The 22686-nt window shown below is 68.0% G+C and carries 19 protein-coding genes; 2 read left to right on the forward strand and 17 right to left on the reverse strand.

Translation table 11 applies throughout. From position 1 onward, the window contains the following. Positions 1-40 precede the first annotated feature (40 nt). A complete protein-coding gene (locus SB816_RS22770; RefSeq protein ID WP_336236173.1) occupies positions 41-1789 on the forward strand; it encodes a FapA family protein in 1749 nt (582 codons plus the stop codon). 31 nt (positions 1790-1820) lie between these two features. Here SB816_RS22770 and SB816_RS22775 read toward each other — a convergent pair whose 3' ends face one another. Genes SB816_RS22775 through SB816_RS22800 form a run of 6 tightly spaced genes read right to left on the reverse strand, consistent with a single transcriptional unit; the run spans position 1821 to position 7589 of the window. Continuing rightward, entirely contained in the window at positions 1821-2627 is an 807-nt protein-coding gene (locus tag SB816_RS22775; RefSeq protein WP_054503397.1) for an SDR family oxidoreductase, read from the reverse strand. A gap of 13 nt (positions 2628-2640) precedes the next feature. Beyond that, positions 2641-3252, reverse strand: coding sequence for a cysteine hydrolase family protein (locus SB816_RS22780; RefSeq protein ID WP_410547583.1), 612 nt, complete (start codon positions 3250-3252; stop codon positions 2641-2643). Further along, on the reverse strand, positions 3249-3782 hold the full coding sequence (locus SB816_RS22785; protein ID WP_336236171.1) for an aromatic-ring-hydroxylating dioxygenase subunit beta: 534 nt from the start codon (positions 3780-3782) through the stop codon (positions 3249-3251). The genes SB816_RS22780 and SB816_RS22785 overlap by 4 nt, the downstream gene beginning before the upstream one ends. Then, positions 3773-5116 (reverse strand): aromatic ring-hydroxylating dioxygenase subunit alpha, encoded by a 1344-nt coding sequence (locus tag SB816_RS22790; protein ID WP_410547584.1) that lies wholly within the window; start codon positions 5114-5116, stop codon positions 3773-3775. The genes SB816_RS22785 and SB816_RS22790 overlap by 10 nt, the downstream gene beginning before the upstream one ends. 9 nt (positions 5117-5125) lie before the next feature. Then, positions 5126-6370: a dienelactone hydrolase family protein gene (locus SB816_RS22795; RefSeq protein WP_410547585.1), complete on the reverse strand. Its 1245-nt coding sequence runs from the start codon at positions 6368-6370 to the stop codon at positions 5126-5128. A 31-nt stretch (positions 6371-6401) separates the two neighbouring features. Next, positions 6402-7589 carry an ABC transporter substrate-binding protein gene (locus SB816_RS22800; protein WP_410547586.1) on the reverse strand — a complete coding sequence of 396 codons (1188 nt, stop codon included), beginning with the start codon at positions 7587-7589 and terminating at the stop codon, positions 6402-6404. A 262-nt stretch (positions 7590-7851) separates the two neighbouring features. Here SB816_RS22800 and SB816_RS22805 point away from each other — a divergent pair, with 262 nt between their 5' ends. Beyond that, positions 7852-8838, forward strand: a complete 987-nt coding sequence (locus SB816_RS22805) for an AraC family transcriptional regulator (protein ID WP_175190232.1) — start codon at positions 7852-7854, stop codon at positions 8836-8838. A 485-nt stretch (positions 8839-9323) separates the two neighbouring features. Here the strand turns inward: SB816_RS22805 and SB816_RS22810 are convergent, their stop codons facing one another. From SB816_RS22810 to siaB, 11 genes are all read right to left on the reverse strand, one after another. Next, entirely contained in the window at positions 9324-9728 is a 405-nt protein-coding gene (locus SB816_RS22810; RefSeq protein WP_006388562.1) for a RidA family protein, read from the reverse strand. A 51-nt stretch (positions 9729-9779) separates the two neighbouring features. Further along, complete coding sequence (locus SB816_RS22815) at positions 9780-10205, reverse strand: acyl-CoA thioesterase (RefSeq protein WP_269874171.1); 426 nt, start codon at positions 10203-10205, stop codon at positions 9780-9782. A 23-nt stretch (positions 10206-10228) separates the two neighbouring features. After that, complete coding sequence (locus SB816_RS22820; protein WP_054503391.1) at positions 10229-11869, reverse strand: AMP-binding protein; 1641 nt, start codon at positions 11867-11869, stop codon at positions 10229-10231. Between the two features lie 60 nt (positions 11870-11929). Next, a complete protein-coding gene (locus tag SB816_RS22825; RefSeq protein ID WP_054503390.1) occupies positions 11930-13099 on the reverse strand; it encodes an acyl-CoA dehydrogenase family protein in 1170 nt (389 codons plus the stop codon). Positions 13100-13101: 2 nt separating this feature from the next. Continuing rightward, the gene (locus tag SB816_RS22830; protein WP_410547587.1) at positions 13102-13959 is read right to left on the reverse strand and encodes an enoyl-CoA hydratase family protein; all 858 of its coding nucleotides are present in this window, start codon (positions 13957-13959) and stop codon (positions 13102-13104) included. A 38-nt stretch (positions 13960-13997) separates the two neighbouring features. Then, the gene (locus tag SB816_RS22835; RefSeq protein WP_054503389.1) at positions 13998-14789 is read right to left on the reverse strand and encodes an SDR family NAD(P)-dependent oxidoreductase; all 792 of its coding nucleotides are present in this window, start codon (positions 14787-14789) and stop codon (positions 13998-14000) included. Further along, positions 14786-17137 (reverse strand): bifunctional salicylyl-CoA 5-hydroxylase/oxidoreductase, encoded by a 2352-nt coding sequence (locus SB816_RS22840; protein WP_175190235.1) that lies wholly within the window; start codon positions 17135-17137, stop codon positions 14786-14788. The genes SB816_RS22835 and SB816_RS22840 overlap by 4 nt, the downstream gene beginning before the upstream one ends. 1166 nt (positions 17138-18303) lie before the next feature. Beyond that, positions 18304-20880 (reverse strand): EAL domain-containing protein, encoded by a 2577-nt coding sequence (locus SB816_RS22845; RefSeq protein WP_054503387.1) that lies wholly within the window; start codon positions 20878-20880, stop codon positions 18304-18306. 41 nt (positions 20881-20921) lie between these two features. Beyond that, positions 20922-21719 (reverse strand): biofilm regulation diguanylate cyclase SiaD, encoded by a 798-nt coding sequence (siaD, locus tag SB816_RS22850; RefSeq protein ID WP_054503386.1) that lies wholly within the window; start codon positions 21717-21719, stop codon positions 20922-20924. Next, positions 21716-22093, reverse strand: coding sequence for a biofilm regulation phosphoprotein SiaC (gene siaC, locus SB816_RS22855; RefSeq protein WP_054503385.1), 378 nt, complete (start codon positions 22091-22093; stop codon positions 21716-21718). The genes siaD and siaC overlap by 4 nt, the downstream gene beginning before the upstream one ends. A gap of 38 nt (positions 22094-22131) precedes the next feature. Then, positions 22132-22671 (reverse strand): biofilm regulation protein kinase SiaB, encoded by a 540-nt coding sequence (gene siaB, locus SB816_RS22860; RefSeq protein ID WP_054503384.1) that lies wholly within the window; start codon positions 22669-22671, stop codon positions 22132-22134. Positions 22672-22686 lie beyond the last annotated feature (15 nt).

The following is a 22686-nucleotide window of genomic DNA, read 5'->3' on the forward strand; positions in this document are numbered from 1 at the left end:
AATGGAGAACCCGGCGCCAACTGCCGGGCAGGAGGCGGAGATGGGCGCAGACAATACGCTCCAGCTAGTGCTGGATGCCACTACCAACGTCCTGACGGCGATTTACTCGCCGCCACCTGCGCCGCAGAACAATGCCGCCACAGCCGACGCGCCGGCCGACGAGGCCCCGGGCCGGGAGGCCGACGCCCCGGAGACCGACACCCCTGACGCCGCCCCGGACGTCCCGCCCGCCGACCTGCCAAGCTGGGACACCCTCGCCGCCATGGCCACCGCGCAGGGCTGGTCGACCGAGGCGCTGGACAATCACGCCGTCATCGCCTTCATCGACCTGTGCCGCCATGCCACCGGAACCGTGCAGGTGCCGGTGGGCAAGCTGATCGACGGCTCGTTCGATCTGGAAGTGGACGCCGCCTGCATGTCGGCCCTGGTCACCCTGCACCCGCCCAAGGGCGGCAAGCCGGTGACCCTGCCCGTGCTGCGCCAGGCCATCGCCGACCAGGGCATCGTCCACGGCGTACTGGAAAAGGAACTGGCCGAGGCCGTCGAGCGCGGCGGCGCGCAGACCGTGCTGATCGCGCAAGGCACGCCGCCCACGCGCGGCACCCCCACCCGTTTCGAAAGCCTGCTGGACCGCCTGAAGCCGCGCGCCCAGGAAATCGACGAACTGGCGCAGATCGACTACCGCGACCTGGGCAGCCTGCTGCTGGTGACCCCCGGCATGCCGCTGATGCGGCGCATCCCGCCACTGCCGGGCATCGACGGTTGCAACGTGCTGGGCCAGCCGGTGCTGCCGGATGAACTGCCGGACACCCCGTTCAACGCCGAAATGTCCGGCGTCGAGATCGATCCGGAAGACCCCAACCTGCTGCGCGCCGCCATCGCCGGCTCTCCCAAGCTCATCCATCAGGGCGCGCAGGTCAATCCGGTGGTCGAGGTCGACGCGGTCGACCTGTCCACCGGCAACATCAACTTCCAGGGGTCGTTGCAAGTGCGCGGCGATATCAGCGCCACGATGGAAGTGCGCGTGACCGGCGACGTGGTCGTCAACGGCACCATGGAAGCCGCCCTGGTCGAAGCGGGGGGCAACGTCACGGTCAAGGGCGGCATCATCGGCATGGCCGAAGCCATGCAGGACGGCGCCAGCGAGTCGGCCAACAATGCCGCCGCGCGCACCGCCCACATCGTCTGTGGCGGCGATGTGCGGGCCCGCTTCATCGCCAACGCCATCATCAGCGCGGGGCAGAACGTGGAAGTGGAACGCGAGATCCGCCAAAGCAGCATCGCGGCGGGCGGCAGCGTCAACGTGGGCGCGCCCAACACCCAACAGACCGCCATCACGGGCGGCCATACCCGCGCCCTGCATTCGGTGCGGGCCGGCACCATCGGCTCGCCGGCCGGCGTGCCGACGCTGGTACAGGCCGGGCTGGACCCCCATGCCGACATCAAGCGTTCGGCGCTCACGCGCAAGCGCCTGAAGATGAACGAGGAAAAGGCCAAGCTGGAGCAGTTGCTGCTGTTCCTGCACGCCAACCCCGGCCGGGCCGGCGGCGACGTGGTCGAGCGCGCCCGCAACACCCACACCAAGCTGGGCCGCGACCTGATCGAGCTGGACGAAGAAGAAGCCCAGCTCATCCGCGACCTGCAGCCCCTCCATACCGCCACCATCATCGCGGCGCGGCGCTTCTGCGGCGGCACCAAGATCCAGGTGGGCAACCGCATGCAGGAGTTCCTGGAAGACCAGGTGGGCGGCAAGGCCGGCCTGGAAGAAGGCGAGATCGTCATCCGCTGACGCTCGCCCGGCGGCCGGGACCGCAGCCGGCTCAGGGCGCCAGTTGCTTGAACCAGGCGCGCGGCGAAATGCCGCGGTCCGGCCCCAGGATCGAGAAACCGCCGTCCACCGGGATATCCACGCCCGTCATCCACGAGGCCGCGTCGGAGCAGGCGAAACACACCGCCGCCGCGATCTCCTCGCCCGAGCCGACCCGGCCCAGCGGATGGAAGTGCGCGCCGACCGCGTCGGCGGCTTCGCGCGAGCCGCCGGCCAGTTGTTCGACCGACGGCGACCAGGTCCAGGCCGGCGACACCGCCAGCACGCGGATGCCGGCCGGCGCCAGCTCCACCGCGAAATTCTTGGTGATCTGCAGCAAGGCCGCCTTGGAAGCGGGATACAACGCCCGCCCGGCCGCGCCGAACTTGCCGCCGGTGCTGCCCAGGTTGACCACCACCCCGCCGCGCGGCAGCAGCGGCGCCGCCATCTGCGTGAAGATGGCGGCGGACACCAGATTGGTATCGAGCGTCGCGTGCCACTCCGCGCGGCTGGAGGCCAGCCCGCGGTCGTTGTACTGGCAGGCGTTGTTCACCAGGATGTCGACCCGCCCGAAGCGCGCCAGCGCGGCGTTCAGGCAGTGGCGGATCTGGTCGTCCTGGCCGATGTCGGTTTCGTGGAACAGCGCCCGCTCGCCGATCTCGCCCGCCAGCGCCTGGCCGGCCTGGGCGTTGCGTCCCACCAGCACCACGTTGGCGCGGGCCGCAGCCAGCCCGCACGCGATGTCGGCGCCCAGCCCCTGGGTGCTGCCGGTGACGATGGCGGTCTTGCCGGCCAAGCCGGGAAAGCCTGAGAAATCCATGAACAGTCCTTGATCAATGAGGCGCGGCGGCCCAGTGCATGGCCTGCGCCACCGAGCCGGTCTGCGCGATCAGCCGCATGCTGGCCAGCGAAGCGTCATGCACCGCCGGATCGGCCGAAGCGCAGGCGTCTTCGGCCACCATGACATTGAAACCGATATCCGCCGCATGCCGCACGGTGCCCTCGACCACCGAGTGGGTGGCCACGCCCGCCACCACCAGCCGGCGCGCGCCCAGCAGCCGCAGCGTCTCTTCCAGCGGCGTGCCGTAGAAGGCGCTGATGCGGGTGTGCTTGACCACGAATTCGCGCGGGCTGCCCGCCAGCGGTTGCAGGCCGTCGTAGAAGGCGCTGCCCCATTGCCCCTCGGCCACGGCGCCGATGCTGGCGACGTTGCGAAAGATGTCGCAGTTGGGCAGCAGGTCGGCATAGTCGGGCCTGAAGGCGATGCGCACGTGCACGATCGGCAGGCCATGGCTACGGGCGCCGTCGAGCAGGTCGGCGGCGCCGCGCAGCACACGCTGGCGCACCACGCCATCGGCGTCCAGCCCGACGCGGATCTTGCCTTCGGGGTGCAGCACGTCGTTCTGGTAGTGCAGCGCCAGCACCGCGGCGTCGGTCGCGCTCACACGAACACCTCGAACACATCGTGCGCGTCGTCGCAGTTCACCAGGTCCACCCGTTTCATGCGGATGCGCCAGTTGTCGCCATCGGCCGCCAGCTTGTGGGTGTAGCGGCCCGCCAGTTGGCGCGGCTGGCGCTTGCGCCACTCGGTCATCTGGAACGCCGAGTGCACCACCAGGTTGCCGCCGGCGTCCAAGCCCTCGACCTGCACCCCGCCCACCAGCCGCGCGCTGCGCGTGGGCGGCTGCTGCGACCAGTTGCGCGGATGTTCCAGCCGGCGGATGCGCACGTCGCGCAGCATGCGGTCTTCCCAGAACAGCGAGATATGGTCGTAGGGGCTGGACTGGCCCGGCTCGCGCGGCATCCAGTACATGCCGTCGTCGGTCCACAGCGACTGCCAGTCGCCGTAGCGGCGCTCGTCCAGCAGCCGCGCCTCGCGATACAGGAACTGGGCGATGCGGTGGTAGGCCTCGGCCGGCACGTCGGCCGGCGCCAGGTTGGCGGTGGATACGTCGAATTCGAGGTCTAGCAGCATGCGCCTTCTCCTTGGCCTTGGGCGGACGCCACGGGACCGGCCTCCATATAGCGCTTCCAGGCGCGGAACTGGTTGCGCATCGGCAGCTCGCTGGTGCCGTTGACCGACACCATGCCGTCCGCGTCGCTGCGGTCGGTGCCGTGGTAGCGGTGCATGCTGACCCATTCGCCGCCACGGGTGGCGTTGCCTTCCTGGCAGCGGTTGTAGAGCTCGATGTCGTCCGGCATGACGTTGGACGACGGCGAGTTGATGACGTTGGCGTACAGCATGGCGCGCTTGAACACGCCGTCCGGCGCGCCCTTGCAACGGAAGGTCTGGATCTCGATCAGGGTGCGATCGACGGCGATCGGCCGGATCACGCGGAACTGCTGGAACACCGTGTGCGGCGAGCCGCTGCCGTAGATGACGGTGTTGTGGCGGTTCATGCCGAGGATCTCGCGGGCGCGGTCGGCGCCGTAGGCCGCGGTCAGCGCCTCGAAGTGGGCGCGCGACACCGGATCGCGTTCGGCCGCGCCCGGGTTGAAGATGCCTTCCATGTAGCCGTGGCCGTTGTCGTAGGCGCGCAGCTCCAGCTTTTCCCAGAACTCGTAGGGCTCGCCGTTGCCGTCCATGATGTGCAGCTCGAACGGCATCTCGCCGATTTCCTTGGCCTCGTCGCGCGCGGCGGCAAAGGACGATTCGTGCGTCACACGGGCATGCATGGTGTCGTGCAGGTTCTCGTAGAACACCTTCCAGTTGGAGCGCTGCATCACGCGGAAGATGCCGCCGGCCACCTCGACCTCGCCCACCGGCGAGCGGTCGCACAGGTTGTCGATGGACGAGCGCACGCCGCCCAGGAATTCCTCCAGGCCCTGGCCGTCGCGGGCCTGGCTGGCGAAGACGAAGCCGCGATAGCTTTCCACGCGCGGCAGGCGCCGCATCGAGAAGCTGGGGTCGGTCGGATCGTACGAGGTGCCCTCCAATCCCTGCTTGAGCGGCACGCCCAGGTGGCTGCCGTCCAGCTTGAAGGTCCAGGCGTGGTAGGGGCAGCGGAAGAACTTGCCGACACAGCCGTCGCCATCCGCCACGACCTTGGCGCCCTTGTGCGGACAGCGGTTGTAGAGCACATGCACGCGGCCGTCGCTGGCGCGCACCATCAGCACGTCCTGGTCGCCCAGCCGCGTGGTGTGATAGTCGCCCGTCCTGGGCACCTGGCTTTCGTGGCCGACGTAGACCCAGGCTCGGCCGTAGATGCGCTGCATCTCCAGCTCGAAGATCGCCGGGTCGGTGTACAGAGCGCGGTGCACGCTGTCGCCGCGCACCATCTCGCCCAACTGTTGATCGCTATACGGCATGGCGGTCTCCTACTTGTTCTCGCTGTCTTTCCAGCGCGCCATCAAGGTGTTGGAAGGCAGGGTCTCGTCCAGCAGCTTCTGCGCGGTCTCGCGGCCGGCCACCGGCAGGCCATTGGGGTCGAGCGCGCCGATCTGCACCAGCACGCTGGCCTGGTCCCAGTAGATGTGTTCGTGGCAGAGCTTGTCGCCGCGGAACTTGACGATGGCCACCAGCGGAATCTCGACGTATTTGCCGGTGGGCGCGACGCCGGGCAGCAGCCAGTCGATCTCGGTGGTGTGGGTGAAGCAGAACAGCAACTCGTCGACGATCTGCGTCGCGCCCACGGTGCGCGACAGCGGCACCAGCCGGGTGTCGGGCGGATTGCTGTTGACGAAGTGGTGCTGGTAGAAGCGCGACAGCTCGCGGTAGCCCACGCCGCCCGTCATGGTGGGGATGTGGTTGACGTAGGGCTCGGCCACCATCGTGGCCATGGTCGCGGCCACGTCGCGCGTGCCGAATTCGTATTCGCAGTGCTTCTCCCACAGGGCCGAATAGTCGAACTGCGGGCCGATCACGCGTTGCAGCGCGGCCATGCTGCGCTGGTGCGCCATCAGCGCCGACGGCTTGTCATAGTGCGCGCCGCCGGTGCGGGCAAAGGCGTGGTCCATGCCGGGGTACACATACAGCTCGACGTTGGCCTTGCCGCCCAGCGCCTCCAGGATGCGCTGGCGCGCCGGCGGCGGACAGAAGCCATCCTGCTCGGCGATGTGCAGCACCAGCCGGCCGCGCAGCTTGGCGGCTTCGTCCAGGCTGTCCTCGATGCCCACGCCGTAGTAGCCGATGGCCACGTCGGCATCCGTGCGGCAGGCGGCCAGATAGGCCAGCTTGCCGCCCAGGCAATAGCCCAGCACGCCGGCGCCGCCCTGCTGCTCGGGCAGCGCGCGCAACGCGGCCAGGGTCGCGGCGATGTCCTTGATGCCCAGATCGACGTCGAAGCCCTTGTACAGCTCGAACGCGCGCGGCATGTCGGCCGGGCCGTCGGTCAACTGGATGCCGGGCTGCTGGCGCCAGAACAGGTCCGGCGCCAGCACCACGTAGCCCTCCTCGGCCAGCGACTGCGCGGTGCGGCGCATGAAGTCATTGATGCCGAAGATCTCCTGGCACAGCACCAGCCCCGGCCCGTGGCCCGAGGCGGGCACGGCCAGGTAGGCGCTGAATGATTGGCCGTCGTGCGAGGCGATGGTCACCTCGCGCGTCGTGATGGTTGCGGTCATGCTTCTCTCCTTGATGCGTGCGTCGCCTGCCTTACTTCATCTGGCAGGCGGCGGCGAACGGGTCGTGATACTGCGTCAGCACCGTGCCCGACAGCTTGTTGGCCAGCTTGCCGTCCGCGCCCTTGACGATGGTGCGCAGGTAGTAGTTCTGGATCGGGTACTGGTTGCGGTTGAAGGTGAAGTCGCCGCGCACCGACTTGAAATCGGCGCGCCGCAGCGCCGGACGCAGCGCGTCGGCGCCCAGCTTGCCGCCGGTCTGCCTGACCGCGCTGTCCAGCAGCATGGCGGCGTCGTAGCCCTGCGAGGCGTACAGCGTGGGGGTGCGGTTGTAGGTTTTCCTGAAGTCCTCGACGAACTTGCGGTTGGCCGGGTTGTCCAGATCGGCCGCCCATTGCGACGAGTTGTGCAGGCCTTCGATCGGCGCGCCCACCGCGGCGATCGTATCCTCGTCGCCCGAGAAGCCCGGCGCCAGCAGCGCGATCTCCTTGCCCAGGCCGGCGCCGTTGAACTGCTTGATGAAGTTCACGCCCATGCCGCCCGGCAGGAAGAAGAACACCGCGTCCGGCTTGCTGGCGCGCAGCCGCGTGATCTCGACGCCGTAGTCGAGCTGGCCGAGCTGGGTATAGATCTCTTCCGACAGCCCGCCCTTGTACAGGCGCTTGAAGCCGTTGAGCGATTCGCGCCCGCCCGGATAATCGGGCGCGATCAGCGCCACCCGCTTGAAGCCCTGGTCGGCGGCGTATTTGCCCATCGCCGCCGGGATGTCCTCGTTCTGCCAGGCCACCGCGAAGAAATTCGGGTTGCAGCCGGCGCCGGCATAGTTCTCCGGCCCCGTATTGGTGCTCAGATAGATGGTGCCCGACTGCAGGATGGCCGGCATCACCGGCAGCAGCACATTCGAGAACACGATGCCCGTCATTACGTCGACCTTGTCGCGCTTGAGCAGGCGCTCGACTGCCTGGCGTCCGGCATCGGCCTTCTGCTGGTCATCGGCCACCACCACCTCGGCCGGCAACCCGCCCAGCTTGCCGCCGGTATGCTGCAGCGCGAGATTGAAACCGTCGCGGATCTCGTTGCCCAGCGCCGCGCCCGGCCCCGACAGCGTGGTCAGCAGGCCTACCTTGATCTTGTCCGCCGCCGATGCCCCGGCCGCGGCCGTCATACAGCCCGCCGACACCAGCGCCGCCAGCGCGCGCCGGCCCCATAGCTTTCCCTTCATGAGCCACCCCGTTCGTGTCCGCCGGCGCCGCCGGCGCAATGCTGACAGAATCCGTCTGCCGTCGGTACACCCTGCCAACGATGAAAACTGCCAGCTTACGCGCCACGGCGCCGCCTTCCAACAACCCCCAGCTTAGGACGGCCGGGCGCGCGGCTCTATCCGAATCGGCGCACGCCTATCCGGGATTCACTTAATTCCAAACGCTTGACGATTGCATTACGCTCGACGGCGATACGGGAGCGTTCCCGTCCCGGAGGCATCCATGCACGGCTGGTCCCGCATCGAGCTGGCGCCATTGCTCAAACGACGCGTCTTCAGTTCCACCCAGCCCGCCGAAACGCGCGAACGCGTCTCCGAAGCGCTCAAGGATCACCGCCTGACCTGGAAGGGCGGCCGCGTCGACGCCGAACTGAACCGCGCCCGCTTCGGCGCCCTGAGCGTCTGTACGCTGCGCTACGGCGCCGAAGTCCACATCGAACCCGACCGCCTGCAGGACTTCATGCTGGTGCAGGTGCCGCTGCGCGGCCGCGCCCGCATCGAATGCGGCACCGACTGCGTCGACGCCCACCCCGACTGCGCCGCCGTCATCGCCCCCAACCGCGCCCTGAAACTGCACTGGGAAGCCGGTTGCGAACAACTGCTGCTGAAAATTCCGCGCGGCAAGCTCGAAGCCATCGGCCACCGCATCTTCGGCGACGCCGCCGCCCGCCCCCTGGACTTCAGCCCCGCGCTACGCCTGGACACCCCCGTCGGCGCCGCCTGGCGCAGCATGATGACCAGCCTGATCCACCTGCTCCCCACCCTGGACGACGGCGCGCCGAGACCGCCCGCCGCCTGGCTGGAGCACCTGGAAGACACCCTCGTCCTGCACCTGCTCTACAACCAGCCCAACACCTGGCAACGCCACGCCGGCCTGCCCCCCGCCCTGCCACGCCGCGTCGCCCAGGCCGAAGCCTACATGCGCGCCCACCTGGCCGCCCCCCTGACCCTGACCGACATCGCCCGCGGCGCCGGCGCCAGCCCCAGCGCCCTCACCCGCCTGTTCCAGCAACACCGCGAGACCACCCCCATGCAGGCGCTACGCGTCCTGCGCCTGGACGCCGCCCGCGAAAAGCTGCAGCAAGGCGCCTGCGAAAGCGTGACCGAGGTGGCCGTCTCCGTAGGCATCAGCCACCTGGGCCGCTTCTCCGAGTACTACCGCGACCGCTTCGGCGAACTCCCCCGCGAAACCTTCCAGTCCAGCAGATAGACCTGACAATTCTGGCGCCATGCGCCAACCCCCGCAGCCACAAGCGAAGAATCACAAACGTAGTTAAACCAATACATATGTGATAAAGCGCCCCGCCCGCGAGCGCGCAGCGTCATCCGCCCCCGCAAGACACCACGTAAGCTCCAAAAGGCCGTCCGCGCGGCCGCCTTGAAGCGGGCCCCGCAAATCGCTCTGAACCCGCGTCGCCGACCATCAGAACGCCAAGAACCCCAATCGCCCCAGCCCCCGCCATTAATTCTTATCGTGAGCGGGTGAGGGGGCAGGCGGGGGGATGGCGGGGCGTGTAGATGCGCCCGAGGGAATCCGAAGGAGTCGCCGAAGGCGAGGACGAGGATGACGAAGGGGCAGTCCGGAGCGAAGGCTCCGGACCGCAATCGTAGCCCCGCCATCCCCCCGCCTGCCCCCTCACCCGCGGCTCAAGAACCCACCTCGACGCGCATCAACACGTCAAGGCCGGCCCACCATCAAGCCGGCACCACCGCCGTAACTTCAATCTCCACCTTGGCCCGATCCTCCACCAGATCCGCCACCTCCACCGCCGTCATCGCCGGAAAATGCCTCCCGATCAATTCACGATAGTGCTTCCCGATCTCCGGATAAGCCGCCACATAGGCATCCTTGTCCGTCACATACCACGTCATCCGCACGATATGCTCAGGCCTGGCCCCGCCCTCGGCGAGAATCGCCACGATGTTGGCCAACGTCTGCCGCACCTGATCGGCCAGATCATCCGACTCGAACTGCTGCTGCCCGTTCCAGCCCACCTGCCCGCCCACGAACACCAGCTTGCTCCCCACCGTCATCTCGGTCAGGATCCCATTCGAATAGCCCCTCGGCGCCATCCAATCCGGCGGTTGCAGAATCTTCATAACGTCTCATCCTATTTTCAAAAAACAAACACCAGGGCGGCCCCGCCGAACTCACTCGGCGGCAACCAGATAATCCTGCATGCGCTGGCGCAGATCCGCCGGCAGCGGCATCGACTTCATCGTGCGCAGATCCACCGTCACGATCGTCAGCGTCGCCGACAGCCGCAACTGCCCGTCCGGCCCCTCGAACCGCACCAGCGCCTTGAACGACGCGCCGCCGATGCGCTGCACCTGCAGCGTCTGCCGCAGTTTCTCGTGCCAGCGGCTCGGCGCGCTGAAATCGCACGTCACCGACGCCATCGGCGTGCCGATGTGACGCTCCACGTGCAGCGCGTGGAATGGCAGCCCCATGCCCTTGTCGAACCACTCCTCGACAAAGTCATTGATCATCTCGAAATAGCGCGGATAGAAAACGATGCCCGCCGGATCGCAATGACGGAAGCGGACCTCTACCTGACTGATGAATGGTGCTGCCATGGCATTTCCTTGATGCAAAAAAATCACGCCATCTTGCGCAGCGCGAATCGCTGCAGCTTGCCCGTCTCGGTGCGCGGCAGCGCGGACACGAACTCGATGGCGCGGGGATACTTGTAGGGCGCGATCGTCGCCTTGACGAATTGCTGCATGGCCGCCACCAGCGCCTCGCTCGGCGCGAAGCCGGGCTTGAGCACCACGAAGGCCTTGACCAACTGGCCGCGCTCGTCATCGGGCGCGCCGACCACGCCGCATTCGGCCACCGCTTCATGGCGCAGCAGCGCGTCCTCGACCTCCGGCCCGGCGATGTTGTAGCCGGCCGAGACGATCATGTCGTCATTGCGCGCCTGGTAGAAGAGATAGCCGTCGTCGTCCTGCACGAACGTATCGCCGGGCAGGTTCCAACCCTTCTGCACGAAGCGGCGCTGGCGCTCGTCGGCCAGGTAGCGGCAGCCGGTCGGCCCCTTGATCGCCAGGCGGCCCACCGTGCCGTTGGGCACCGGATTCATGTCATCGTCCACGATCTGCGCGATGTAACCGGGCACCACGCGGCCGATGGCGCCGCGCCGCACCGACTCGGGCGGGCTGGACACGAACACGTGGATCATCTCGGTGCCGCCGATGCCGTCGATCATCTCGATGCCGCTGGCCTCCTTCCACAACTGACGGGTCGCGTCGGGCAGCGCCTCGCCGGCCGACACGCTCTTCTTGAGCGAGGACAGGTCGAACTTGCCCACCAGCGCCGCCATCTGGCGGTAGAACGTCGGAGCGGTGAAGACGATGGTGGCGCGGAAGTCCTGGATCAGTTGCAGCAGGCTTTCCGGCGTCAGGCGCTCGGCCAGCACGGTGCTGGCGCCGACCCGCAGCGGGAAGCACAGCAACCCGCCCAGGCCGAAGGTGAACGCCAGCGGCGGCGTGCCGCAGAAAATGTCGTCCGGGCCCGGCTTGATGACATGCTTGGGAAACAGGTCGCACATCGCCAGCACATCGCGATGGAAATGCATGCAGCCCTTGGGCGCGCCGGTGGTGCCGCTGGTGAAGGCGATCAGGCAGACGTCGTCGGCGGCGGTATCGCAGGCCGCGAAATCATCCGGCTTGGCCGCTGCCAGCGTGTCCAGCGCCTCGGGCGCCGTGTCGTTGAAATACACGATCTGCGCCAGCCCCGGGCAATGGTGTTCGTGATCCGGCTGGGCGCAGAACTGCGCCTCGTCCTTCAGGCGCACATCGCACAGCACTGCCTGGATCTGCGCCTTGTCGATGATCTGCTTGAGTTCCTTGGCGCGCAGCAGCGGCATGGTCGGCACCGTCACCAGGCCGGCCTTGATGGCGGCCAGCCAGGACGCCGCCATCATCGGGTTGTTGGGGCCGCGCAGCAGCAGGCGGTTGCCGGGCACCAGCTTCATGTCCTCGACCAGCACGCGCGCGATGCGGTTGGTCAGCGCCGCCAGTTCGCGATAGGTCATGGTGGCCGGCTTGCCGTCCTGCGCCCAGCGCAGCGCGACGCGCTCGCCGTGGCCACGGTCGACCATGGCGTCCACCAGCTCAACCGCGCAATTGAAGCGCTTGGGATAGGCCACGTCGGGGCCGTCCAGCAGGAACTCGGGCCATTGTTCGCCCGGGGGCAGATTGTCCCGGGCAAAAGTGTCGATGTGGGCGGATACTTCCATGAAATTCCCCTTGCTGATGCGGTGTAGTTGACTGCCGAAAGCGGAAACTCGATGGTTTCTTCAGGCCTTCAGCAGTTCCCGGGCGATGATCAACTTCTGCACTTCGGTGGCGCCTTCGTAGATACGCAGCGCTCTGATTTCCCTGTAAAGCTTCTCCACCGGCATCCCCGACACCACGCCCGCGCCGCCGAACATCTGCAGCGCGCGGTCGATCACGGTCTGCGCCGATTCGGTGGCCGTCATCTTGGCCATGGCCGCTTCGCGCGTGGTGCGTTGTTTCTGCACGTCGCGCATCCACGCGGCGCGATAGGTCAGCAGCGCCGAGGCGTCGATGGCCGTGGCCATGTCGCCCAGCGCGGCCTGCGTCAGTTGCAGGTCGGCCAGGGTCTGGCCGAACATGCGGCGCGACCTGGCGCGCGCCAGGCCTTCGTCCAGCGCGCGGCGGGCAAAGCCCAGCGCGGCGGCCGCCACCGAGGCGCGGAAGATGTCCAGCGTCATCATCGCCAGCTTGAAGCCCTGCCCCGCCTCGCCCAGCCGCTGCGACACCGGGATGCGGCAGTTGTCGAAGGTGATGGTGGCCAGCGGGTGCGGCGCGATCAGCTCGATGCGCTCCGAGATCTCGAAGCCCGGGGTGTCGGCATCCACCACGAAGGCGCTGATGCCGCGCGCGCCCGGCGCCTCGCCGGTGCGGGCGAACACGCAATAGAAGTCGGCGATGCCGCCGTTGGAAATCCAGGTCTTGGCGCCGTTGAGCACGTAGTGGTCGCCCTCCAGCCGGGCCTCGCAGGCCAGCGCCGCTACATCCGAGCCGGCATCCGGCTCGGACAGCGCGAACGCCGCGATGGCCTCGCCGCTGGCCACGCGCGGCAGGTAGCGCTGGCGCAGCGCGTCCGAACCCATCAGCGAGATCGCGCCGCTGCCCAGGCCCTGCATGGCGAAGGCGAAGTCGGCCAGGCCCTCGTGGCGCGCGAACGTTTCGCGCAGGATGCAGACCGAACGCGAATCCACCTCGGGCAGCGCGCCGCCCCAGGCGCCACCGGGGCCGCCGGCGACCGCGTAGCGCAGCCAGCCGGCCTGGCCCATGGCCTTGACCAGCTTGCGGCAGGCCGCATCGGCGTCGTGGTGGTCGACGTGGCCCAGGGCGCTCTCGCACCAGCCGTCGACATCATGCGCCAGTTTGCGATGGGCGTCGTCGAAGAACGGCCAGTCCAGCCAGCTTGCGTCGCGCATCATCAGTTCCCCTCGAAGACCGGCTTCTGTTTGGCCACGAAGGCCTCGTAGGCGCGATGGAAATCGCGCGTCTGCATGCAGATGGCCTGGGCCTCGGCTTCGGCCTCGATGGCCTCGTCCACGCCCATGTTCCATTCCTGGTGCAGCAGTTTCTTGGTCACGCCGTGGGCGAAGGTGGGGCCCGCGGCCAACTGCGCGGCCAGCTTGGCCGTCGCGTCCATCAGGGCGTCCGACTCGTGCAGCGCGTTGAAGAATCCCCAGCTTGCGCCTTCCTCGGCCGTCATGGCGCGGCCGGTGTACAGCAGTTCGGAGGCTCGGCCCTGGCCGATCATGCGCGGCAGCAGCGTGCAGGCGCCCATGTCGGCCCCCGCCAGGCCCACCCGCGTGAACAGGAAGGCGGTGCGCGCGGCCGGCGTGCCCAGGCGCATGTCGGAGGCCAGCGCCACCATCGCGCCGGCGCCGGCGCAGACGCCGTCCACCGCCGCCACGATCGGCTGCGGGCAGGCGCGCATGGCCTTGACCAGGTCGCCCGTCATGCGGGTGAAGTCCAGCAGTTCGGGCATGCTCATCTTGGTCAGCGGCCCGATGATTTCATGCACGTCGCCGCCGGAGCAGAAGTTGCCGCCGGCGCCCGTCACCACCACCACCTTGATGTCGGTCGCGTACACCAGCGCGCGGAACAGGTCGCGCAGTTCGGCGTAGGAATCGAAGGTCAGCGGGTTCTTGCGCTCGGGACGGTTGAGCGTGATGGTGGCGACCTTGCCGTCGGCCGACACCTGCCACAGGAACGTCCGGGCCTGGTAGCCGGCCAGCGGGCGCTTGTGGTGCTTCATGGTGTGCTCTTCGGGCTGCGTGCTCATGGTGTCTCCGTTCTGGAATCGTAGGGGTGGGCGCCGGCTCAGCCGGTCATCACTTCGCCGCCGTCGACGGCGATGGCCTGGCCGTTGATGGACGACGAGGCCGGCAGCGCCAGCCAGGCGACCGTCTCGGCCACTTCATCGGGCTGCACCAGGCGGCCCTGCGGGTTGCGCTCGGCCAGCTTGGCGCGGGCGGCGTCCGGCGTCATGCCGGTCTTCTCGACGATATTGGCGACCGCGCCGCGCACGATGTCGGTCTCGGTGTAGCCCGGGCACACGGCGTTGACGGTGACGCCCTTCTGCGCCGTCTCCAGCGCCAGCGAGCGGGTCAGGCCGATCACGCCGTGCTTGGCCGCGCAGTAGGCGCTGACGTAGGCATAGCCGATCAGGCCGGCGGTGCTGGCCACGTTGATGACGCGGCCCCACTTGGCCGCCAGCATGCCGGGCAAGGCGGCCTGGATGCAATGGAAGGTGCCGGTCAGGTTGACCGCCAGCATCGACTGCCACAGCGCCGCGTCGGTGCGGTCAAAGCGCTGGCTGACGGCCTGACCGGCGTTGTTGACCAGCACCAGCACCGGGCCCAGTTCGGCCTCGGCCTGGACGAAGGCCTGGCGCACCGAGGCCTCGTCGGCGATGTCGGCGCTGACCGCCTGCACCTGGCCCAGGCTGGCCAGGCTGTCGACGGCCGCCTCCAGCGCGCCGCCATCGCGGCCCAGCAGCGTGACGCGGGCGCCGCGTTCCAGCAGCGCGCGGGCGCTGGCCAGGCCGATGCCGCGGGCGCCGCCCGTCACCAGCGCGTGGCGGCCGGCCAGGGGAAGGGAGGACGTGCTCATTTGATGTCCAGTTGCGCCATGGCGGCGGCGCGTTCGAAATTGGTTTCCAACTGGCGCTTGCCGGCGAAGTACTGGCTCGGCCAGGCCACATCACGATAGCCCACGCGGGCCGCTTCGCGCAGTGTCCAGGAGGCGTCGGCCAGATGGGGACGCGCCAGCGCGCAGAGATCGGCGCGGCCCGAGGCGATGATGCCGTTGGCGTGGTCGGCCTCGAAGATGGCGCCCACCGCGATGGTGGGGATGCCTGCCTCGTTGCGCACGCGGTCGGCGAACGGCGTCTGGAACATGCGGCCGTAGACCGGCTTTTCTTCCTTGCTGACCTGGCCCGACGAGCAGTCGATCATGTCGGCGCCGGCGGCCTTGAAGTGGCGCGCGATCTCGACGGCGTCATCGGGGGTGATGCCGCCCTCGACCCAGTCGCTGGCCGAGATCCGCACCGACATCGGCTTGTCCTCGGGCCAGACGGCGCGCACCGCGCGGAACACTTCCAGCGGGAAGCGCAGGCGGTTTTCGAGGCTGCCGCCGTATTCGTCGTCGCGATGGTTGGTCAGCGGCGAGATGAAGCTGGACAGCAGATAGCCGTGGGCGCAGTGCAGTTCGAGCCAGTCGAAGCCGGCGGCCTGGGCGCGGCGGGCCGCGGCCACGAAGTTGTCGCGCACGTCGTCCATGTCGGCGCGCGTCATGGCGCGCGGCGTCTGCGACACGCCCTCGATGTACGGCAGGGCCGAGGCCGACAGCAGCGGCCAGTTGCCTTCGGCCAGCGGATGGTCGATCTTCTGCCAGCCCAACTGCGTCGAGCCCTTGCGGCCGGCATGGCCCAACTGCACCCCGATGCGGGCGTCGCTGTTGCCGTGCACGAAGCCGACGATGCGGGCGAAGGCCTGCTGCTGCTCGTCGTTCCACAGGCCCGGGCACCCCGGGGTGATGCGGCCGTCGGGCGAGACGCAGGTCATTTCCACCATCACCAGCCCGGCGCCGCCCATGGCGCGGGCGCCCAGGTGCACCAGATGGAAGTCGCCCGGCACGCCATCGGTGCAGGAATACATGGCCATCGGCGACACCAGGATGCGGTTCTTCAGCTTGACGCCACGCGCCTGGTACGGCGTCAGCATGGGCAGCGGCGGCCGCTGGCCCGCCGGCGCCTGGGCGCCGGCATGCTCGGCGATCCAGCGCTCGAAGCCTTCCAGCCAGGCCGGGTCGCGCAGCCGCAGGTTTTCGTGCGAAATGCGCTGCGAACGGGTCAGCAGCGAATAGGCGAATTGTTCAGGTTCGAGTTCGGCGTAGCGCGCCACGTTCTCGAACCACTCGGTGGAGTTGCGGGCGGCGTTCTGGATCTTCAGCACTTCGACGCTGCGCACTTCCTCGTAATGCTTCAAGCCGCGCTCGACGCTGCCTTCGGCGCCGCTCAGGCAGCGCGCCAGTTCGATGGCGTCTTCCAGCGCCAGCTTGGTGCCCGAGCCAATCGAAAAGTGCGCGGTATGCGCCGCGTCGCCCATCAGCACCACAGGCACGGCGCGCTTGCCGCGGCTGGTTTCCAGTTGGTTCCAGTGGACCCAGGTGTTGCAGATGACGCGCGGGAAGCGGATCCAGATGGCCGAGCCGCGCAGGTGCGAGGCGTTGCTGATGAGCGCGTTGCCGTCCAGCCACGGCGCGAACAGCTTCTCGCAGTAGGCGATGCCCTCTTCCTGGCTCATCTGCTCGATGCCGGCGGCCTGCCAGGCTTCCTCGGGCGTCTCGACGATGAAGGTCGACATGCCGTCTTCGTAGCGGTAGGCGTGCGCCTGGAACCAGCCATGCTCGGTCTGCACGAAGGCGAAGGTGAAGGCATCGAAGACCTTCTTGGTGCCGAGCCAGACGAAGCGGCAGCGGCGCTGGTCGATATCGGGGTGAAAGGTGTCGGCGTAGCGGGTGCGGACCTGGCTGTTGATGCCGTCGGAGGCGATGACCAGGTCGGCGTCGTATTCGCGGGCGATGGCCTGGTCGTCCTGGACGAAGTTCTCGAACACCAGTTTGACGCCAACGTCTTCGCAGCGCGCCTGCAGGATGTTGAGCAGCTTCTTGCGGCCGATGCCGATGAAGCCATGGCCGCCGCTGCGGATGCTGCGGCCCTTGAAATGGATGTCGATGTCGTCCCAATGGTTGAAGGCGTCACCGATGGTCTGGGCGGAAACCGGATCGGCTTCGCGCAGGTTCTGCATGGTGGCGTCCGAGAACACCACGCCCCAGCCGAAGGTGTCGTAGGGGCGGTTGCGCTCGATCACCGTGACTTCGTTGGCCGGGTCTTGCAGCTTCATGAGCAGACCGAAATACAGGCCGGCGGGACCACCACCAATGCATACGATTTTCATTGCCGTAACGCTCCAAGAAGTGCGGCCCGGAAGCTTGGGGCGGGTCGCTGCTATTTTTAGGCCTTGATAGTTTAGGCTTGAAATATATACCTGGAATGGGAGGATCGCAAATGGGGGAAACGTGGGGGGTGGATTTTGGGGACGGGCTTGGGGTGCTGAGGGGATTGGCAGGGGGGGTGCAGGGGAGGTTTGGGGCGTCGGTTGATCTTCGTAGGTCGCCCCTCGGGCGGGCGGACCCGATGGCGGGCGCCCACGATTGCGGTCCGGAGCGTTCGCTCCGGACTGCCCCATCGTCATCCTCGTACGCCTTCGGCTCCCTACGGATTCCCTCGGGCGCATCGAGGTTGCCCGCCACCGGGTCCGCCCGCCCGAGAGGCTACGTGCGTCTAGGCTTGTCGCGCTGCTAGACCTGTGTGCGGGGAATGGAATCTGCGGGGCTGCCCATCGCGGCCGCGCGGGCGGCCACGATGGGCGTCTGTGCATTTGAACGTGTTGCGGATGCGCTGCGCGCTGGCGGCGAGCGGTTTTCTAATGATTCCGCACGTCAGGGGGAGGGGCGGTGGTGGTCGGCGCGGCGTCAAGCATTTTGCGCGGGACGACCTCTCGCGCCGACCACAAACAGGCGTGGTGCGGGCGGTGTTTCATTGGCGCATGATTACGATGTGCCCACGTCGCCAGGCTGCTCGTGCTGACTCGGCGGCATGTTACGCATGACGCCCCCTCCCGCCGACCACAAGCCGTCGGGATGCCAACAGACTATCAATAGCAAACGGTTCCGCCGTCCCCACACGCGAGAGCGTCATCATTCCGACGCAAGACATCGCGTAAGCCGCAAAAGGCCGCCCGCGCGGCCGGCTTGCGGCGGGCCCCGCAAGACTCTCCTCTCCAGCTCCGATGTGCGCCAACACGCCAAGCACACAGACCGTCCCGACGCCCGGGGCTAAGTCTCATCGCGAGCGCGTGGTGGGGTCGGTGGGGGATGGCGGGGCGTGTAGATGCGCCCGAGGGAAACCGTAGGGAGCCGAAGGCGGACGAGGTTGACGACGGGGAAGTCCGGAGCGAACGCTCCGGACCGCAATCGTAGCCCCGCCATCCCCCACCGACCCCACCACGCGCGCCTTAAGAACCCACGTCACCGCAGAAGCAGCAATCAAGCAAACCCCCGCTCACCCCCGCGCCCGCAACCACTCCTCAAGATCCCCAGCCGGCAACGGCGGCGAAAACAGAAACCCCTGCCCCGCCGCGCACCCCTGCTCGATCAGGAAGCGCCGCTGCTCCTCATTCTCGATCCCCTCCGCCACCACCGGCAGGCTGAGACTTTCGCCGATGCGGATGACGGCGCTGGTCAGCGCCCGCGCCGCGTCGTCGTTCTCCAGACCCTGGACGAAACTGCGGTCGAGCTTCAGTTCATCGACGATCAGGCGTCGCAGGTGGCCCAGACTGGAATAGCCCGTGCCGAAATCGTCCATCGACAGGCGCACGCCCAGACGATGCAGCTCGGCGATCGTGCGCAGCGTGCCCGCCGTCGCGTCCAGCACCACGCCCTCGGTGATCTCCAGCATCAGGTCCGACGCCGCCAGCCCGAACTCGGCCAGGGTCGCGGCGATCATGCGCGGCAAGTTCAGGTTGTGGAAATTGGTGGCCGACAGATTCACCGACACCGACGGCACGCGCAGGCCGTTGTTGCGCCAGATGGAGAGCTGCGAGCAGGCCTCGCGCACCGCCCAGTCGCCCAGGTCGCCGATCAGGCCGCATTCCTCGGCCAGCGGCACGAAGCGCGCCGGAGAGATCTCGCCCAGCGTCGGATGGCGCCAACGCGCCAGCGCCTCGACCCCATACAGGCTGCCGTTCTTCAAGCCCACCTGCGGTTGGTAATGCAGTCGCAGCGCGCGCCCTTCCAACGCGTCGCGCAGCGCCGCTTCCAGCGCCAGGCGTTCCTGGGCCTGGCGGTTCATCTCGGCGCTGAAGAAGGAGATGCGGTTGCGGCCCGCCGTCTTGGCCTGGTACATGGCCATGTCGGCGTGGCGCAGCAGCGTGTCCATGTCGCGGCCATTCTCGGGGAACACGCTGATGCCGATGCTCACCGACGGATTGAGCGTGATCCCGCCCACCACGAACGGGTGCGACAGCGACACCAGGATGTGTTCGGCGGCGGCGGTCAGGCGGCCATGCTCGAAATCGGGCATGAGCATCACGAACTCGTCGCCCGACAGGCGGCCGACGATGTCGCTGGCGCGCGCCAGGCGGCGCAGGCGCTGGGCGATATCGCGCAGCAGCGCGTCGCCGATGGGGTGGCCGAGCGTGTCATTGACCTGCTTGAAGCGGTCCAGGTCCAGGAACAGCACCGCCACGCGCTTGCGCTCCGGCTCGGCGCGGGCGATGGCCTGCTCGGCCTGGGCCAGCAGCAGGTTGCGGTTCGGCAGGCCGGTCAGTTCGTCGTAGAACGCCAGTTGGCGGATGCGGGCGCGGGCCTCTTCGCGTTCCAGCGCCAGCGCGCACAGATAGACGCAGACGTCCACCAGGCGATGGTGAAAGTCGTCCGGCAGGCGGCGTTCGCGGAAATAGAAGCCGAAGGTGCCGATGACACGTCCGTCGCTCGACTTGATGGGCGAGGACCAGCAGGCCTTGATATCGTCCGGCAACGGCAGGTGGCGGTAGTCATCCCACAGCGGGTCGGTGGCGATGTCGGGCACGATAACCGGCCGGCCCAGGAAGGCCGAGGTGCCGCAGGCGCCCGACTGCGGGCCGATGGCCTCGCCGTCCAGCGCCTCGGTGTAGGCCGTCGGCATGCTCGGGGCGGCCAGCGGCCGCAGCTTGCCGGCCTCGTCCACCCGCAGCACCGTTGCCGCGACCTCGGGCGCCAGGCGCTCGACCTCGCGGCACACCATATTCATCACTTCCACCACCGAGGCCTCGTTGACCATGGCCTGCAGCACTCGCCGCTGCAGCACCTCGTGCACCTTGGTGGGCGTGATGTCGGTCAGCACGTCGACGACGTTCACCAGCGAACCGCGCTCGTCGAACACCGAATTGGCCATGACCGACACCCACAGCGGCTTGCCGCTGCGGTCGTAGACCAGCACGTCCTTGTGGTAGCCCTCGCGGCAGGCGATGCGGCGGTCCAGTTCCTCGCGGGTGCCGCCGTCGTGGCGGGTGCCGGCCAGCAGTTCGCCCAGCTCCTGCTCGAGCGCGTCGGCGCGCGAGAAGCCCAGCATGCGCTGGAACCCGTCGTTGACGTAGACGATGCGGCCGTCGCGGCCCGATACGGCCACGGCGTTGCCGGTTTCGTTGATGCCCAGCAGCAGCAGGCGGATTTCCTCCTGGCGCTCGGCGTCGGCGATCGACTTGCGCGAGATCACCGCGATGCGGCGCACTTCGCCGCTTTCGTCGCGCATCGGCAGGTAAGTCGCCTCGATCCACACGGACGCGCCGCTGCGCGTGCGGTAACGGCAGGTGCCTGAAAAGAACTCGCCGCGGCGCAGCCGCGCCCAGAGATGTTCGGCGCTGGCGATGCCCTTGCCCTCGTCCATGCTGTCGCACAGCAGGTCATGGCGCAGCCCGGGGATGTGGGCGCGGGTGTAGTCCAGCGCCGCCAGGAAGTTGTCGTTGGCGTTGATAAGGGAGCCGGCGGCATCGAAATCGAACAGCAGCAGTGCCCGGTCCATCGACGCCAGATAGTTGCTCACCTGCCACGCGGCGCCCTGCGGGGCCGCGCTCGAACCGCCTGGATGAGAATCAAGCATAAGGGGCTCCATACCGGAAAAACAGCGATTCCGGGTTCATTTCAGGGCCGGGGGAAACCAAGTGCGACACGGTCGCGTCCATCCTGTTTGGCCAGGTACAACGCCTGGTCCGCCCTGCTGAGCGTTTCTGAAAAGGTTTCTCCGAGCTGGTGACAGGCCATGCCGATGCTGACGGTCAGGCGCAACACGTCGGCGCCGACATCCAGGGCCAGGCCGCGCACCGCGCCGACCAGCCGGTCCATCACGCCCTGCGCCGTTTCCGGCGGGGTCGCGGGCAGCAGCACCAGGAACTCTTCGCCGCCCCAACGGCCGCACAGGTCGTACTCGCGCACGCTGCGGCGCATGGCGCCAGCCAGCTCGACCAGGGCGCGGTCGCCGATCTCGTGACCGTAGCGGTCGTTGACGGACTTGAAATGGTCGACGTCGAGCATGGCCACCACAAAGGCCTGGCCGCCGCGGGCGGCGCGCTGGACTTCCTGCTTGATCATTTCCATCAGGGCGCGGCGGTTGAGCAGGCCGGTCAGCGGATCGCGGCGCGAGGTTTCCTCCAGCGTGGCATTGAGGTCGCGCATCATGCTCTGGTAGTGATCCGAGATGCGCGCGATGCGCGCCAGCCGCCGCAGTTGGCGGTCGAACTGCTCGCACAGGCCCATTTCGCGTTGGTGCGCCATGGACTGGTAGGCGTCCGACAAGTGCGTGACGCGCTCGATCCGCGCCATCTGTTCGGCGGTGTGCCGCCACAGATCCTGCAACGCCTCGCGCAACGGATGCCCGGCGTACGCCGGATCCGCCAGCAGGCCGGCGATGCGGTCATCCAGCTCGGCGTTGCCGGCCTTCATTGGCGGCCGACGACCGAGAACGGGAAGGTGCAGTCTTCCTTGAATTCCTCGGCCAGCTCGCCGACGCGCTCGTTGCGCATGTCGTAGAACCAGGTGACGCTGACGCTGCGGCCCTTGCCGTGGGCGGCCTCCAGCAAGTCGAAGATGTCCATGACGGACTTGATGCTGCTGGTGTTCAGGTAGAGCAATTCGAGTTCCAGGTTCAGCGGCGCGGCGCTGCTGAGCAGGTAGGCCTCGACCCACTCGATCACCGGACCGAACAGCTCGAACGAATTCTCGGGGTAGGAGTCGCCGCGCATCGCCAGCACGCCGGCGGCGGCGTCCGCGGTGATGGCGGGCGTGGACTGGGTCCCCGCGATATTCAGGTCTTTCATCAGTAACTCCGAAAAGGTCTAAGGCTCAGGGGCGGCGGTCAGATCACGACGCTCAGGCTGAAGAACGCCCGGCCCTCGCCCGCGGCGGGCGTCAGGCTGGCCTCCAGCGGCGCGCCGGCCCGACGCGCGATATCGATCAGTCCCAGGCCGGCGCCGGAGGCCACGCCGGGGGTGCGGGGCTTGTGCAACTGGGTCTTGTACTCCGCCTTCAGGGCGGCCTTGTCCAGCCCGGCCAGCCGCTGGATGCGGGCCACCAGGCTGCGGCCATCCTCGGCCTTGACCAGGTTGCCGGCCGACACCACGTAGCGGCTCTCGTCGCGGCGCCCGATGACCACGGTGGCAGCGGCGTCCGTGTCGCCGTTCTGCGCGGCGTACTGGCGGATGTTCTGGATCATCTCGATGTAGACCGAGAACACGTCCATGGCCTCCGCCGGCCGGGCATGCTCGGCATTCAGGTAGTTCTTCAGCGCGTTGCCGATTTCCTCGATCAGGCTGCGGGAGATCGGCCCGTTGAAGCACAACAGCGTGCGATTCTGGTCGAACCGCTCGCCCAATGCGTAGAGATCGGAGGCATTCATGGGAGTTACCGCCCT

Source organism: Achromobacter sp. SIMBA_011 (assembly GCF_046535435.1).
GTDB lineage: Bacteria > Pseudomonadota > Gammaproteobacteria > Burkholderiales > Burkholderiaceae_B > Achromobacter > Achromobacter dolens.